Source organism: Pseudomonas sp. CBC3 (assembly GCF_037967085.1).
Classification (GTDB): Bacteria; Pseudomonadota; Gammaproteobacteria; order Pseudomonadales; family Pseudomonadaceae; genus Stutzerimonas.
The window spans coordinates 359,215-374,617 of sequence record NZ_JBANEO010000003.1 but is presented as its reverse complement, the minus strand read 5'-3'; the positions used below and the strand labels follow the sequence as shown (position 1 = coordinate 374,617).

Below are 15,403 nucleotides of genomic sequence, written 5' to 3'. Positions count from 1 at the left end.
TTTTGCCACAGGGTGGGTGCTATGATCCCTGGTTCGCGGGTATGGAGCGGAATGCTTCAGCCCGCCATTACGGTCGTGCCCGTGAACGGCCGAAAGAATACGCACGCATGTAGCGAGCGAAGGGAACAACAGGCGTCAACGGACGAACATCAGTGCAGTAGTTTCCCCGTTCCGCGAGGCGCTGATCACCAGCGCAGACTGCCTCCTTCCGAGCCGCATCTATTCTCGACACCTGAGCAGGAGATACACCATGGCTTTCGAATTGCCGCCGCTTCCGTTTGAAAAGAATGCCCTCGAGCCGCACATTTCCGCCGAGACTTTCGAATACCACCACGGCAAGCATCACCAGGCTTACGTCACCAACCTGAACAACCTGATCCCGGGCACCGAGTTCGAAGGCAAGGATCTGGAAACCATCATCAAGACTTCGTCCGGCGGTATCTTCAACAACGCCGCTCAGGTCTGGAACCACACTTTCTTCTGGAACTGCATGGCACCGAACGCCGGTGGCCAGCCGACCGGCGCCCTGGCTGACGCCATCAACGCCGCTTTCGGCGACTTCGACAAGTTCAAGGAAGAGTTCACCAAGACCGCCATCGGCACTTTCGGCTCCGGCTGGGCCTGGCTGGTGAAGAAATCCGACGGCAGCGTCGGCCTGGCGAGCACCATCGGTGCCGGCAATCCGATGACCGCTGGTGACAAGCCGCTGCTGACTTGCGACGTCTGGGAACACGCTTACTACATCGACTACCGCAATGCGCGTCCGAAGTTCGTCGAAGCATTCTGGAACGTAGTCAACTGGGACTTCGTCGCGAAGAACTTCGCTGGCTGAGTCGCCACGCTAGCAACACGGGACGGCTCACCCCGCTCCGTGGCGCTCGCAACCGAAATGCCCGCATCCCGGTGATGCGGGCATTTTCGTTTCAGGCACACGCGCAGCTGCCGGGTCCCGGCGAATGCCTAGACGGCATCGACTATGCTTGTCAGCCCGTCTCTCTCGGAGCTTTCCCAATGTCCAACACAGTGTTGATCATCGGCGCATCACGCGGTCTCGGCTTGGGTCTGGCCAAGCAGTTCGCCAACGAAGGATGGCAAGTGATCGCGACCGTCCGCGATCCACAGCGTGCGGATGCGCTGAAGACCGTCGCGAATGTTCGTATCGAAGCGCTGGACATAGACGATGTCGCGGGCGTTGACGCCCTCACCCAGCGGTTGTCCGGCATCACCCTGGACGTACTCTACATAAATGCAGGCGTTTCCGGCTCGCGCGCGCTCTCAGCCGACACCACCACACCCGAAGACATCAGCCAGCTGTTCATGACCAACACGATCGCGCCGGTGCGGCTGGCCAGGCACATGCTGCCGCTGGTTAATCCGCGCACCGGCGTCATTACCTTCATGAGTTCGATCATGGGCAGCGTCGAAACCGGCCCCGGCATGGGCATGCCGCTCTACGGCGCCAGCAAGGCGGCCCTCAACCATTTGACCCGAACCTTCGTAGCCGAACTCGGCGAAGACACGCGCCTTACGGTGCTGTCGATGCATCCGGGATGGGTCAGGACCGATATGGGCGGAGCGGAGGCACCGTTGGACGTCGAAACCAGTTGCCGCGGCATGGTCGAGCAGGTCAAGCGCGCTGCCGGTCAGGGCGGTCACCGCTTCATTGACTATCAGGGCGAGCCATTGCCTTGGTGAAGCAATGAACCGGTGCCGTTCAGACGCCAGAAACGACGATGCGAGTGGCAACGTTAGTCATCACTCGCATCGAGGGATCCACCAGCGATCCGGGGCTTGAGGCTTACGCCTTTGGCAGCGTCACTCCGCGCTGGCCCTGATACTTACCGCCGCGATCACGGTAAGACGTCTCGCACTCTTCATCCGATTCGAGGAAGAGCATCTGCGCGACGCCCTCGTTGGCGTAGATCTTCGCCGGCAGCGTAGTGGTGTTGGAGAATTCCAGCGTCACGTGCCCTTCCCACTCCGGCTCAAGCGGCGTCACGTTGACGATGATGCCGCAGCGGGCATAGGTGCTTTTACCCAGACAGATAGTCAGGACGTTACGCGGAATGCGGAAGTACTCGACGGTACGGGCCAGCGCAAAGGAATTCGGCGGAATGATGCAGACGTCGCTCTTGATATCGACAAAGCTCTTCTCGTCGAAATTCTTCGGATCGACGGTCGCCGAGTTGATGTTGGTGAAAACCTTGAATTCATCGGCGCAGCGCACGTCGTAGCCATAACTGGACACGCCGTAAGAAATCAGCCTTTCGTTACCCTCGGTGCGCACCTGGCGCTCAACGTAGGGCTCGATCATGCCGTGCTCCTGGGCCATCCGGCGAATCCACTTGTCCGATTTGATGCTCATGGCGGGCGTCCTGATTTGGCTGGTGGGCGTTAGATAAGGTGCGCATCTTACCGAGGCCATGAAGCCGGTTCAAAGGCCGTGACTCAGGACCTTGCGTCGCATCTCTGACGCTTTGGCCGGAAACTGAAAATAATGCTCGCATTGCGACAGAAATGGAGTATCTTTCCTTGGCTGCTGCTGCATGTGTCACCGTGAATCGCTACATGTTTAGATTTCGATCCGATCATTGCTACGACTCCTAACTCCTTGCACACAGTCACCGTTCGGGGTATTTGCCCGTTCAAATCATCTCTACATTGTTCAAGGAGACATTCAAATGTCCAATCGCCAAACCGGTACCGTTAAGTGGTTCAACGATGAAAAAGGCTTCGGCTTCATCACTCCGCAATCCGGTGACGACCTCTTCGTACACTTCCGCGCCATCCAAGGCGACGGTTTCAAGAGCCTGAAAGAAGGCCAGCAAGTTTCCTTCGTCGCTACTCGCGGCCAGAAGGGCATGCAAGCTGAGGAAGTTCAGGTTATCTAACCTGAAGCTTCTTTAAGAAAAGCCCCGCTTCGGCGGGGCTTTTTTGTGCCTGAGATTTGCCAGTCGGTACAACTAGGCAGAGGCGACGCCAAGCGCCGCCTTACTCGCTTGGTCAGTCGTCAGACACCACAATGTTCGGCATCGACTGGGCAATGATCTGCCCGCTCTGCGAGATTCGCGCACCGACTGTTCGCGCCACTTCCTGATAGATCATGGCGATCTGGCTTTCCGGGTCAGCAATTGCCGTCGGCTTGCCAGCATCGGCCTGGCTGCGAATGGCCATGGACAGCGGCAGCGAAGCCAGCAGGTCGACATTGTATTCGCCCGCCAGCTTCTCGCCGCCCCCTTCACCGAACAAATGCTCGGCGTGGCCGCAATTGGAGCAGATGTGAATGGCCATGTTCTCCACCACACCCAGCACCGGAATATTCACCTTGCGGAACATCTCGACCCCTTTCTTGGCGTCGAGTAGCGCCAGATCTTGCGGCGTGGTCACGATCACCGAACCGGTCACCGGGACCTTCTGCGCCAAGGTCAGCTGGATGTCACCGGTACCCGGCGGCATGTCCACCACCAGATAGTCGAGATCGCTCCAGGCGGTCTGCGTGATCAATTGCAACAAGGCCCCGGAAACCATCGGGCCGCGCCAGACCATCGGCGTCTTGTCATCGGCCAGAAAAGCCATGGACATCAGCTGTACGCCATGCGCCTCCAGCGGCACGAACCATTTCTGGTCGCGAATCTGCGGCTTGGTCCCCTCGGGAATGCCAAACATGATGCCCTGGCTCGGCCCGTAGATATCGGCATCCAGCACACCAACGCGCGCGCCTTCGCGGGCAAGCGCCAGCGCCAAATTGGCCGCAGTGGTGGACTTGCCCACCCCGCCTTTGCCGGAGGCCACCGCGATGATGTTCTTCACATTAGCCAGCGCCGGCACCTGATCCTGCGCCTTGTGCGGCTTGATTACGCAGTCGACCTGGACGTCAGCACGCGTCACGCCTTCGAGCTGCTCGATCGCCATCGCAAGCATTTGCGCCCAACCGCTACGAAACAGTCCGGCGGCATAACCCAGCTCGAGCTGCACGCCCACGCGATCGCCCTGAACCTCGATGGAACGTACACAACCGGCGCTCACCGGGTCCTGGTTCAAGTTCGGGTCGGTGTACTGGCGCAGTACAGCTTCTACAGCCTCGCGTGTAACGGTCATGACTACTCCCAAAGAAACCTAGTAAAACAGACGGGCATCTTACCCCGTGGCGCCACCCCAGCTCATCCAGCGCGGCAATCGGGCGCGGCGCAGGCCATTCGACCGCCCCCGCTGGCGCCAGTGCGGATGAAAAAAAACCATTGCACCTTTATAGTGGCCGACTCACTTCGCAACCTCGACTGCAGATTTCCCCCATGTCCGAAGCTCGCCAGATCCTCGTTACCAGTGCCCTGCCCTACGCCAACGGTTCGATTCACCTAGGCCACATGCTCGAGTACATCCAGACGGACATGTGGGTGCGGTTTCAGAAACTGCGTGGCAACCAGTGCATCTATGTCTGCGCCGACGACGCCCATGGCTCGGCCATCATGCTGCGCGCTGAAAAGGAAGGCATCACGCCAGAGCAGCTGATCGCCAACGTGCAAGCCGAACACAGCGCCGACTTCGCCGACTTCCTGGTCGACTTCGACAACTTTCACTCGACCCACTCCGAAGAGAACCGCGAGCTGTCGAGCCTGATCTACACGAAGCTGCGCGACGCCGGCCACATCGCCACACGCTCGGTCACCCAGTATTTCGATCCTGAGAAAGGCATGTTCCTCGCCGACCGCTTCATCAAGGGCACCTGCCCGAAGTGCGCGGCTGAAGATCAGTACGGTGACAACTGCGAAAAATGCGGCGCCACCTACGAGCCCACCGAGCTTAAAAACCCGCGCTCGGCCATTTCTGGCGCCACGCCAGTGCTGCGCGACTCCAAGCACTTCTTCTTCAAGCTGCCCGACTTCGAGGCGATGCTCAAAGAGTGGACCCGCAGCGGCAGTCTGCAGGACTCGGTCGCCAACAAGATCGCCGAATGGCTCGATGGCGGCCTGCACGAATGGGACATCTCCCGCGATGCACCCTACTTCGGTTTCGAGATCCCCGACGAGCCCGGCAAGTACTTCTACGTCTGGCTGGATGCGCCCATCGGCTACATGGCCAGCTTCAAGAACCTCTGCGCACGCCGCCCTGAACTGGACTTCGATACCTTCTGGAAGAAAGACTCCAGCGCCGAGCTGTACCACTTCATCGGCAAGGACATCATCAACTTCCACACCCTGTTCTGGCCCGCCATGCTCGAAGGCGCCGGCTACCGCAAGCCCACTGCCGTCGCGGTGCACGGCTACCTGACGGTGAATGGGCAGAAGATGTCCAAGTCGCGCGGCACCTTTATCAAGGCGCGCACCTACCTCGATCACCTGAACCCCGAGTACCTGCGCTACTACTATGCGGCCAAGCTCGGTCGTGGCGTCGATGACCTGGACCTGAACCTTGAAGACTTCGTGCAAAAGGTCAATTCCGATCTAGTCGGCAAAGTCGTCAACATCGCCAGCCGTTGCGCCGGGTTCATCCACAAGGGCAACGGCGGCGTGATGGTCGACCGCAACGCCGCGCCGGAACTGACCGACGCCTTCCAGACCGCCGCACCATCCATTGCCGACGCTTACGAGAACCGCGATTTCGCCCGCGCCATGCGCGAAATCATGGCGCTGGCCGACCGCGCCAATGCCTGGATCGCCGACAAGGCGCCCTGGGCACTCAACAAACAGGAAGGCATGCAGAATGAAGTGCAGGCGATCTGCGCCACCGGCATCAACCTGTTCCGCCAGCTGGTGATTTTCCTCAAGCCGGTGCTGCCGAACCTAGCCGCCGACGCCGAACGTTTCCTCAACGTCGAGCCACTGCGCTGGACGGATCTGCAAACGCTGCTGACCAACCATCAGCTGAACGCTTTCACCCCGCTACTGACCCGTATCGAGCCTGCGAAAATCGAAGCCATGATCGAATCATCCAAGGAAGACCTCGCCTCCACCGAAGCCGCCGTGCCCGGCGCAACCCCCGAGACTGGCAACGGCGAGCTGACCAAGGAGCCGATCGCCGCAGAAATCGCCTTCGACGCCTTTGCCGCAGTGGACCTGCGTATCGCGTTGATCGAGAAATGCGAATTCGTCGAAGGCGCCGACAAACTGCTGCGCCTGACTCTCGACATTGGCGATGCCAAGCGCAACGTTTTCTCCGGCATCAAGAGCGCCTACCCGGACCCAAGCAAACTGGAAGGCCGCCTAACGCTGTACGTTGCCAACCTCGCCGCACGCAAGATGAAGTTCGGCGTCTCCGAAGGCATGGTGTTGGCCGCCGGCCCTGGCGGCGAAGAGATCTACCTGCTCAGCCCCGACAGCGGCGCCAAGCCCGGTCAGCGCGTCAAGTAACGACGCGATAGCACGGGAGCCCGGCGCAACGCCGGGCTTCTTTTTGGAATCCAACAGATTAAGCGCTGCCACAGCCCGGAGGCGGTTATGACTGATTCACCTGACACCAGCCGCTGCCCCATCTGTGGCGAACCCAACACATGTGCGCTATCCAACCCAGCGACCGCCACTCAGCCGTGCTGGTGTTTCACTACCGAGATAGCGCCCAAAGCCCGTGAGCGGATTCCAGACGACGCGCTGAATAAAGCCTGCATCTGCCCGCGCTGCGCTCGCGGCGAGTCGCCTGCAAACCCGTAATGCGCCTCGACCGCTTCCTTGCCAACCTACCCCATTGCAGTCATCGCCAGGCGCGCCTGTTGCTGGCCTCGGGCCGTGCCTTAGTAAATGGCAAGACGGTCTGCGACGGCACCTGGGACGTTCGCATCTTCGACCGTATCGAGCTGGACGGCGAGGTGCTGCAGGCAGGCAAACCCGCGCGCTTCTTTATGCTGAACAAACCGGTCGGCTGCGTCAGCGCCACCGCCGATCCGCAATACCCCACGGTGCTGGATCTGCTGAACGAACAGGACAAGGAAGAACTGCACATCGCCGGTCGGCTGGACTTCAACACTACAGGGCTGATGATCATCACCAACGACGGACTCTGGTCCCGGCGCCTCACCCAGCCGGAAAGCCTGCTGGGCAAAACCTATCTCGTCGAAACCGAAGACCCAATCGACCCTGCCTGCGTCGAGCGCTTTGCCCAAGGCCTCTACTTCCGCTTCGAGAACCTCACCACCCTGCTCGCCGAACTCGAACTGCTCGGCTCGCACCAGGCCCGCCTGACGCTGCATGAAGGCCGCTACCATCAGGTCAAACGCATGTTCGGCCACTTCAACAACAAGGTCACCGCACTGCACCGAGAACGCATGGGCCCGCTGCAGCTCGACCCCATCCTCGCCTCAGGCCAGTACCGCAGCCTGACCCCTGCGGAAATCGCGCAGATCTGAAAACATTCATCAGCCCAAACGCCGCACCGCTTCTACTCGCCCTACCCTTCTGGTACAAAGGCTGCCTACGCGGGCGTCGTATAATGGCATTACCTGAGCTTCCCAAGCTCATGACGAGGGTTCGATTCCCTTCGCCCGCTCCAGATTAGACGAGCCCTGCAATCGCAGGGCTTTTTCGTTTAAGGTTTGGCTTGTTTGGGATAGAGCTGCTGGCTGGCTCTGCGGAAAATAAATCTGTCCCCATTTTCCCTTATCAAAACGCGGGATAGCGATCACAACGGAAGTGGCTAGGCGCTGGTATTCCCGTGGTAGTCCGCAAGGCAGTGGAAGCTACAACCAACAAATGGATCTAGCATGCAAGAAAAAGAACATTTGATATTTATAAGCTACACAGCCTTAGATCAAAACAGAGTAATTCCATTTTACGACCGGCTGTCCGCGACTGGATTTCACGTATGGATGGACTGCAAGAAGATTAAACCGGGCCAGAACTGGGACTTCGAAATACGGCGAGCGTTTAACAGAGCAAGCATTGTTATTCTTTTCATCTCAAAAAATTCTGAACAAAAACGAGGCTACATCCAGCGAGAAGTAAAACTCGCTCTAAAGAACCTAGAAGAAAAATTGCCCGACGATATCTACCTAATTCCTGTGCTTTTAGATAAAGATATCGAAAGGCCTGAACATCTCGCCCATCTGCAAATGACCCCTGGCTATGATCGCGAAGGTGCGAAGGCTATCGAAGATGCTGTGCAATACCAGCTGGAGCGATATGGTGTTGCTATCAAAAAGCTCCAAGAAGAAGAACATGTTTCTTGGGGTAGTAGGGCTATAAAAGAGAGTTGGGAAGGCTTACCGGGCTATGAAGCAAGCATAGAGACACTGGAACTCAAGTCGAATAAATACAAAAATATAGAGCAAGCCAGCCATATAATTAATGGTGAACTATATTCCTCACTACTTTCCTGCAGGATGACAAAACTAGAGCAGGACACATCTTTTTTTAGCTACGCGCAAGAGGATTTCCAACGAACAAACACTCTCGACATAATATTAAACAAGCTTTCTTTCAGAGGAAGGCTAATGTCCGCTAGCTATACGCATCACTATTATCCATGCGGCGCAGCACATGGCAGCTACGCTATCGCTACTTATAATTTTTGCATAAGCCCGCTTTTTCGAATAGAGACCATAAAATGGCTTTTCCAAGAGCCAGCCAAGGCTCTACCAATCGTTAGAGAAAGGGTTCGCACTCACCTAATGCATTTCCTATATGCAAACACCGAATCCGAATCTGATGATTGGGTTACAGGCGGCACAGAGGAATGGAGCCATCTGGAAAACTACAGCTTTTCGGATGAAGGATTGGAATTCAATTTTTCGTCCTATCAAGTAGCACCGTTTGCAGCAGGGCTTCCTATCGTAACTGTACCGTACGACGAGATTAAAGAGCTTCTTAAAGAGCCAGTCAAACAGCTACTATCAGCCTATTAATCACCTAAACAAAGGGGACATATTTATTTAGTACCCCTGATTTAAACGCAAGGAGGCGACATGAGATCAGAATGGGAAGATGCACCTGAATATCTACGCAGCAAAAAAAAAGACATCCCATGGCGGTTCCTAGCTATCTTGGGTATTGGATCGGTGGTCTTGCTGGGATTAGCTGCTCTGTTTGCAGATCCTATTGCGCAGGATATCAACCAGATCCAATCAGGCACCCATGTCACCGGCAAGGCCTGGTTCAACCAAGAGCAGACACAGCCCACCCATCCAGCTAGCGAACCTTCGATAGCACAATACGACACACCGGAACCATCAGCGGCGCCTGACGCAAAAGGGCAACGCCCATTGACCCAGGCTGAGATCGAATGGTTCGAAGCGGCTTCAGCGCGCGCGATAGAGCGCAAGCAAACCTCTTTTAGCGACGAAAACTACACTCTCCGCCCGGTCGCCAACACGATGCGGCCACCACCGGCCCGCTACTACGCTTCCAATTCGTCCAGCAGCACTCAGAAGCGCTCGATAAGCCGTGAGACCCACATCAGCAATTGGAGCTGGGAGAACGGCCATAACAAGCAGCGCGTCAGCGGCCAGTTCCAGTGGATCGTCGTAAACGACCAGATCGACTTCAGCACCGTATGCCAAAACTACAAACGCGGCTCGCTGATTTACCGTAACTGCCGAAAAGGTGCCAAGGTCGCTTACAAGCAGATGTGTAGCCGATACAAACCGGCATGCGCAGCGGCCAACAACTTCATGCCGTAACCCGGTCGGCGGTTAGCGAAGCAAATAACCGCACCAACAGCCCTTAACTAATCGGCAGCGAAAACGGTCCGCACCACATGAGCGTATTGCAAACAACCACCTGATTAAGAAAGAAGCCGACCAGCGTTCCAGCGAAACCAAGCGCCAAGACTGAAATCGGTCTGCTCAGACGCCGTGATAAGAATGCACCAATTAGCGTACCAGCCGCCGCACCCGGCAACGAGAAAAGGTGACCGAGAGCAAGCAACCCCTCAGGTCTGGCTAGCGATAGATTTACTGCGGCATATATCAGAAGCGTTATAGAAACGGCTAAGGATGTGCCCAGCATAAACAGTGGTTTTGCACGTGCCATGGTGCCGATGGCAATAGCTGCTGTCGGCACTACCAAGTAATACCAAATCCCAAAATAAAGCGGATCGCCAAATAGAAGCTGAGTGACTGCTGGCATTAGGGAAATTGATAGCAATATCGCGGCGTCTACCTTCCTAAAAATTGTCATTTATATTTATTACACACCGCTATATACCAGAATACTATCGAACTTAGCACTCCAGCTACGAGACAACTAGCGTACGAAGCAATATCAAACTCTATCTCTGCCCAGATCCTGTAGAAGACCGAGAAGGCTAAGCTGGCAACGACAGACAAAGCGACATACCAACCTAAACTCACAAAATTATGTTTTTCTAAAATCATATGCATCGGAACCACCCATATTGCAGTGATCACAGCAGAAACCACTCCCGCGATGAAAGCAATAATAAGTGCCGTTTTTAAAGTCGCATACTCGCCCGAGTCTATCAATACAATTGAAAACGCAACCAGAGAAACTGTAAATACCGCCAGCAAACAAGCAGCAACAAAACGAATCATGATTCCCTCTCCAGCTTACTCGCACCCCGCTTCCTTCGGTGTCGCTAGTACAGTGAGTATCTGGATCTCTAGACGTGGTGTCGATAAAGTGTCGAAACCACTGTGACGTACTGCGCCGAAACGAGCAGGAAAGTTAGCTGAAAAACTCGTAACGACACGCTTTGAGACGGAACGACACACTAAGCAAAAGGGTTCGATTCCCTTCGCCCGCTCCAGAACTCGAAAGGCATGCAATGTTTGCCGGGCCGCTTTATCTACAGCGCACCTCCCACAACTGATCCATCCGAGTCGTAAAACTCTGGCTCATCATTTCCCGCCGCATACCCCAATCCGGCGCTGTTGGGATGCGCCCCGGCCTGAGCGTGTTCCGCCCCCACTTCGCGTTTACGGCATCGAGCACGCCCATGACGCGCTCTGCAGCGACGGGTTGGGTCTCGGTGAAGAGGTCGTCTGTGTATTCGCCGCGCTGGCAGAGCTCCATCAGCAGCACTTCGGCGTTGCTGAAGGCGAAGCCTTCTCGGTAGATCAGCTCAAGCCCGGCGATGGCGGCGCGGGTGATGTAGCGGGTGTCGTCGGTGGGGTATGGCAGTTCGCAGACGATGCCTTTGGCGAACCTGGGTTCGTCGGGGTTGAAGATGCCGGTGCGGATGCTGACACGCACGCGTTTGCACATGAACTGTTGGCGAGCAACTTTTCGCAGGCGCGGGCGGCGTAATTCGCGGATCGGAGCGAGCTCGAGCAGGCGGTCGCCGAACAGGCGTGAGCAGCAGATTTTTCCTGCTTGAGTGGGGTTACGTCTTCCCGTTCGAGGCAGGGCGTGCCGCGCAGTTCGCGGGAGGTTCTCTCGACCACGACGCTGAACTGTTACGCAGGGACCAGCGTCGGCGTTGGCCAACTCCAGGCGCTACGAATTCCCTTGCTGCTGAGCGTTCGGTCATGCGTCGGCCCTTACAAAGAAAAGCCAGCCTGACCAGGGTATTCGGATTAATAAAAAAGCCCTGCATGTGCAGGGCTTATCGCCTAGGCGCTAATGTTTCAAATCTCCGGACAAGCCGGCAGCGACGTCCGGTTCTGAGTGCCATCGTTACGTGTGAACTGGCAACCATAGGCGGGATTGGCGACAACTCGTGGATTGATCACATCATCACCCGCCGGTTTGATGCCCTGCTGCTCCCATTGCAGCATTGCCGCCATGGCTTCGACCTGTTCCTGATAGGTGAAATCACAATGGCTGGGTGCGCGGATGGCGCGTTGTACCAGGAGGTTGCCGTTGCCGTTGGCTTCGGCGTTGCGGCGGTAGATTTGTTGGTGTTTGAACGGCACGTACAGGTCGCCAAGGGTGTGGATGCTGACCACCGGGACGTTGAACTGGCCGTTAACCACCGGGATCCAGCGCAGACCGTCCGGGCGGATGCTGTTGGCTGGGGGATGGCCGATCACGCGGATGATCGAGTCGTTGAACTCGCGCTCCTCGCGGGACATCGCCTTGTTCGTGTCGAACTGATAGCGGGTGGCGAGGTTGCCGGTTAGCGAGTCGGCGAGAATTCCGTCTACCGAGCCATCCCGGCCGCCGGTGCCAAGCACGACACTTTGTAGGCTGGTGCGGAAGCCTTCGGCGAAGATGGGGCGCTCGCCGCCGCTGAGTTCGCGCACGATGCCTTCGAGTTTCTCGCCCTGAGGCGACGGATCGGTCGGGTAGCTATTCCATAGCGCGCCGATGATCTGCGGCAGCTTCGCCTGGAAGTCCGTCGCCGGGAATGTGGTCGGGCCCAGGCCGGCCAGGTGCTGCGCAGCCAGGGTGAAGTGCATCAGGTATTCGAACTCATAGACGTCGCCGGTCACGCCACACATGGGCACCGAGCCGCTGTAGCGGACCCGATTGTTGGCCGTTGCATAGGTTTCCGCTTCCACCGCCGCTGCTGCGACGTGGCCGCCCATGGAATGCCCGGTGATGTAGGTCTTGGTCGGCTGGGGCTTGCCGGTCAGGCTGCTGAAGGCCAGCGCCAGGGCGTTGGTATCTTCGACGCCGGCGCGCACATCGTAGTAATTCTTGCTGTAACTGGATGCGGCCCAGGCGTAGCCCTGTTGCAGCAGCCATGGGCGGAACGGGGGTGGTCCGACGGTGAGTTCGGGTTCGGTGCCACGATAGCCATGGGCGTACATGACGAGCATGCCGTTCCAGTTCGGCGGAACTTCGATTTGGTAGGACGAGCCTTGGTAAATGCCGGTCCAGCGCTCACTGGGCAGCCCAGGAAACGCCGCCAGCGGCGATACGATCGGAACAAAGATGCGCGAATCCTGCTCACGTGATTCGCTGTGGGACACCGGTGGTTTGATGGGTTTCGACCGAGCCTGAACATCAGCGGCGATCCCGATCGTACCTACCAGCATCACGCCGGCAATGGCGCGCGCACAGGCTGAAGCCAACTTGCTTGGAAGCATGGGAAGTCTCCTGAATTATTGTTTTTGTTCTATTGATGCGAGCTTTTGCCAGAACTGCCAAGCGAAGCACTACGCGCACTTCGACTAAACGTGGCAGAAAGCTTGGACCTGTCAAATGCAGGAAATGTCGAGGAGACGACCGGTGAGTCGTATTGGGAATATCTCGACTGCCGGCGCGCTTATAACGGCAACGGGACCGGTATCAGGATGGGATTCCGATGTGCGCGAGCGAGTCGGCGAGCAATGATGACATTGCCCGCCGTGAGCGCCTTAGAAAGCCAAGCGCATGCCAACGGTCAGGTTGCGACCGGGTAGCAATACATCGTCCTTGATGAACGAGGTGTGCTGGCGCGCCTTTTCATCGAGCAGGTTGTTGGCTTTGAGGTAGAGCAGATAGTCGGTCCGCTGCAACGAGCCGCTGTAGCTGAGACCAGCGCCGAGCATGTTGTAGCCGCCGGTTTCGCTCTCGTAGTCGGCCATCTCGTCCTGACGCTGCACGCGATAGAACTCCAGCTGGCCGCTCAGGGTAGTGGTTAAGCGCTGGTCTACACGCACCCCGAGACGATCAGCCGGAATGCGCGGCAGATCGCCGCCGCCGTCGCGCAACTTGCCGCGCACGTGGTCGCCGAACAAGGTAAGCGCGGTAGCATCGGTGGCCTGGAAGCGCACCTCGCCTTCCGCGCCGGTTAGCACGGCATCGTGCTGGCGGTATTCGATCTCGCGATAGCCGCCGCCGATGTCATTCCCAGTGTCGGCGGCATAGATGAAGTCGTCTACCTCGTTGCGGAACAGACTGAAACTGAAGGTGGTGCGGCCTGCGAACTTGCGCAGCGTGAGTTCGGCGTTGTGCGAGGTTTCTTCTTCGAGATCGACATTGCCCAGCTCGACGGTGCGAGTCGCCGCGTGCGGGCCATTGGCGTAGAGCTCTTCGGCTGTGGGTAGGCGTTGCGAGCGCGACAGCGAGAAGCCCAGGGAATACTCCGGCGCGAAGGTCCAGACCGCACCGGCTGAAATCGAGGTGCCGCTGTGATCGGTGTCCCGCTGGCCATCGGCCTCGATGTCCTGCCACTCATGCCGCAGTCCCAACTCGTAGCGCCACGCCCCGGCGGTGTACTCCTCGAGCAGGAACAGCCCGTGGTTGCGGGTCAGCGTCGGCGGCACGTAGGCCTCCTCCCCCAGGGCTTCGAAGTCGCGGCGCAGCGTTTGTGCGCCGACCACGCCGCGCCAGCCGAACAGCGGCTGATGGGTCAGTTCCAGGCGCGCGTCAGTGGCATCGTTATTGAAGCGCGTGCCTACTTCCCCGCCTTCGATTTCCTCGTGCTGATAGTTGCTGTGTCCGACTCGCAGGCGCGCCAGCTCGAAGCCTGGCAGCGGATCGCTCAGCTCGCCGCGCAGATCCCAGCGCTTCTGATGCATGTCGACGTAAGGGACGCTGCCGTGCTCATGGTCATGCTCATCGTGGCCGTGCTCGTCGTGAGCATGATCATCGTGACCGCCGCAATGCCAGTCGCTGCCGTGGGTATGGCAATCGGCATGTTCATGGGCCAGCAAACCGTAGCGGTTGTTCTGCTCGCCATAGGCCATGCCGATGTAACCGCGCTCACCAATGAAGCTGGCGCCCAGGGTGAAGCTATCGGTGTCGTTGTAGGAACCCGCTTGCTTATCTGGCGAGCCCGGAATTTCGTATTCGCCGGCCTGGCGCTTGGTGCCTTCGGCTCGTACGGCGAAGTTGCCGCTACCGGCGGTGATGCCGAACACGCCAGCGCCTTCGTTCGCCACGCTATTGGCGCGTAGTTCCAGCTCTCCCTCGTAGCCCTTTTCCGGGACGTAAGTGGGTATTTTCTTGTCGATCACATTGACCACACCACCAATGGCACCGCCTCCGTACAACAAGGTCGCCGGCCCCTTGAGCACCTCGATGCGCTCGGCCAGTAGCGGCTCGCTGGTGACGGCGTGGTCGGGGCTGATGGTGGAGGCATCGAGCAGTTCGATGCCATCGCTCAGGACTTTGACGCGTGCGCCGTCCAGGCCGCGGATAACCGGGCGTGCCGCACCAGCACCGAAGCTGCTGGAACGTACGCCAGGCAGGCTTTCCAGGGTTTCGCCCAGGGTTGCCTCACGGCGCAGCACCAGTTCATCACCCTCCATGACCGCCGCCGGTGTCGTCATCTCATGGCTCTGCTTGCCCAGACCGCTTGCACTGACCACGACGGGATCAAGTTCGACTGGATCGGCCGCCCAAACCGCGGGAACAAAGGCCAGACTGATTGCCCAGGCCAGTGGGTGATGTTTCGGTTTCATACGACTCTCCAGAATGTGGCGGTGCCTTCCAAGGCCGCCGAACTGTGGCGATGCAGGAGCGGAGCTTCCTGAGCGGCGGAGAATCTAACATGTTATATCGTAACAATTAAGACTTTATTCGAATGTCGATCACTGGCCTTGCGTCACGCTGCCAGCGGTTGCGATCGGCCCGAAACGAAAAAC

The 15,403-nt window shown here is 57.9% G+C and carries 15 protein-coding genes and 1 tRNA gene; 9 read left to right on the top strand and 7 right to left on the bottom strand.

Annotation, left to right across the window (positions count from 1 at the left end):
- The first annotated feature begins 250 nt into the window (after positions 1–250).
- The gene (locus V6943_RS14270; protein WP_037023489.1) at positions 251–832 is read left to right on the top strand and encodes a superoxide dismutase; all 582 of its coding nucleotides are present in this window, start codon (positions 251–253) and stop codon (positions 830–832) included.
- A gap of 179 nt (positions 833–1,011) precedes the next feature.
- Positions 1,012–1,695, top strand: coding sequence for an SDR family oxidoreductase (locus V6943_RS14265; RefSeq protein WP_340554064.1), 684 nt, complete (start codon positions 1,012–1,014; stop codon positions 1,693–1,695).
- Between the two features lie 103 nt (positions 1,696–1,798).
- On the opposite strand, the gene dcd is transcribed toward V6943_RS14265, so the two are convergent.
- Positions 1,799–2,365, bottom strand: a complete 567-nt coding sequence (dcd, locus tag V6943_RS14260) for a dCTP deaminase (protein ID WP_021207353.1) — start codon at positions 2,363–2,365, stop codon at positions 1,799–1,801.
- Positions 2,366–2,681: 316 nt separating this feature from the next.
- Between dcd and V6943_RS14255 the strand changes: the two genes are divergently transcribed.
- On the top strand, positions 2,682–2,891 hold the full coding sequence (locus V6943_RS14255) for a cold-shock protein (protein WP_003282211.1): 210 nt from the start codon (positions 2,682–2,684) through the stop codon (positions 2,889–2,891).
- A gap of 112 nt (positions 2,892–3,003) precedes the next feature.
- Here V6943_RS14255 and apbC read toward each other — a convergent pair whose 3' ends face one another.
- Positions 3,004–4,098 carry an iron-sulfur cluster carrier protein ApbC gene (apbC, locus tag V6943_RS14250; protein ID WP_131650609.1) on the bottom strand — a complete coding sequence of 365 codons (1,095 nt, stop codon included), beginning with the start codon at positions 4,096–4,098 and terminating at the stop codon, positions 3,004–3,006.
- Positions 4,099–4,292: 194 nt separating this feature from the next.
- Between apbC and metG the strand changes: the two genes are divergently transcribed.
- The 6 genes from metG (at position 4,293) to V6943_RS14220 (ending at position 9,604) form a co-directional block, all read left to right on the top strand.
- Positions 4,293–6,347, top strand: coding sequence for a methionine--tRNA ligase (gene metG, locus V6943_RS14245; RefSeq protein WP_340554055.1), 2,055 nt, complete (start codon positions 4,293–4,295; stop codon positions 6,345–6,347).
- Between the two features lie 87 nt (positions 6,348–6,434).
- Positions 6,435–6,644, top strand: a complete 210-nt coding sequence (locus V6943_RS14240) for a cysteine-rich CWC family protein (RefSeq protein ID WP_181100611.1) — start codon at positions 6,435–6,437, stop codon at positions 6,642–6,644.
- Positions 6,644–7,336, top strand: a complete 693-nt coding sequence (locus V6943_RS14235; RefSeq protein ID WP_340554053.1) for a pseudouridine synthase — start codon at positions 6,644–6,646, stop codon at positions 7,334–7,336. The genes V6943_RS14240 and V6943_RS14235 overlap by 1 nt, the downstream gene beginning before the upstream one ends.
- Positions 7,337–7,405: 69 nt before the next feature.
- Positions 7,406–7,479, top strand: a tRNA-Gly gene (locus V6943_RS14230).
- A 211-nt stretch (positions 7,480–7,690) separates the two neighbouring features.
- The gene (locus V6943_RS14225; RefSeq protein WP_340554051.1) at positions 7,691–8,830 is read left to right on the top strand and encodes a TIR domain-containing protein; all 1,140 of its coding nucleotides are present in this window, start codon (positions 7,691–7,693) and stop codon (positions 8,828–8,830) included.
- A 60-nt stretch (positions 8,831–8,890) separates the two neighbouring features.
- A complete protein-coding gene (locus V6943_RS14220; protein WP_340554050.1) occupies positions 8,891–9,604 on the top strand; it encodes a hypothetical protein in 714 nt (237 codons plus the stop codon).
- A 43-nt stretch (positions 9,605–9,647) separates the two neighbouring features.
- Here V6943_RS14220 and V6943_RS14215 read toward each other — a convergent pair whose 3' ends face one another.
- From V6943_RS14215 to V6943_RS14195, 5 genes are all read right to left on the bottom strand, one after another.
- Entirely contained in the window at positions 9,648–10,052 is a 405-nt protein-coding gene (locus V6943_RS14215) for a hypothetical protein (RefSeq protein WP_340554049.1), read from the bottom strand.
- Between the two features lie 47 nt (positions 10,053–10,099).
- Positions 10,100–10,477 carry a hypothetical protein gene (locus tag V6943_RS14210; protein WP_340554047.1) on the bottom strand — a complete coding sequence of 126 codons (378 nt, stop codon included), beginning with the start codon at positions 10,475–10,477 and terminating at the stop codon, positions 10,100–10,102.
- 250 nt (positions 10,478–10,727) lie between these two features.
- Positions 10,728–11,138 (bottom strand): DUF4113 domain-containing protein, encoded by a 411-nt coding sequence (locus V6943_RS14205; RefSeq protein ID WP_340554046.1) that lies wholly within the window; start codon positions 11,136–11,138, stop codon positions 10,728–10,730.
- Between the two features lie 374 nt (positions 11,139–11,512).
- Positions 11,513–12,919, bottom strand: coding sequence for an alpha/beta hydrolase (locus tag V6943_RS14200; RefSeq protein ID WP_340554044.1), 1,407 nt, complete (start codon positions 12,917–12,919; stop codon positions 11,513–11,515).
- 270 nt (positions 12,920–13,189) lie between these two features.
- On the bottom strand, positions 13,190–15,220 hold the full coding sequence (locus tag V6943_RS14195) for a TonB-dependent receptor (RefSeq protein ID WP_340554043.1): 2,031 nt from the start codon (positions 15,218–15,220) through the stop codon (positions 13,190–13,192).
- Positions 15,221–15,403 lie beyond the last annotated feature (183 nt).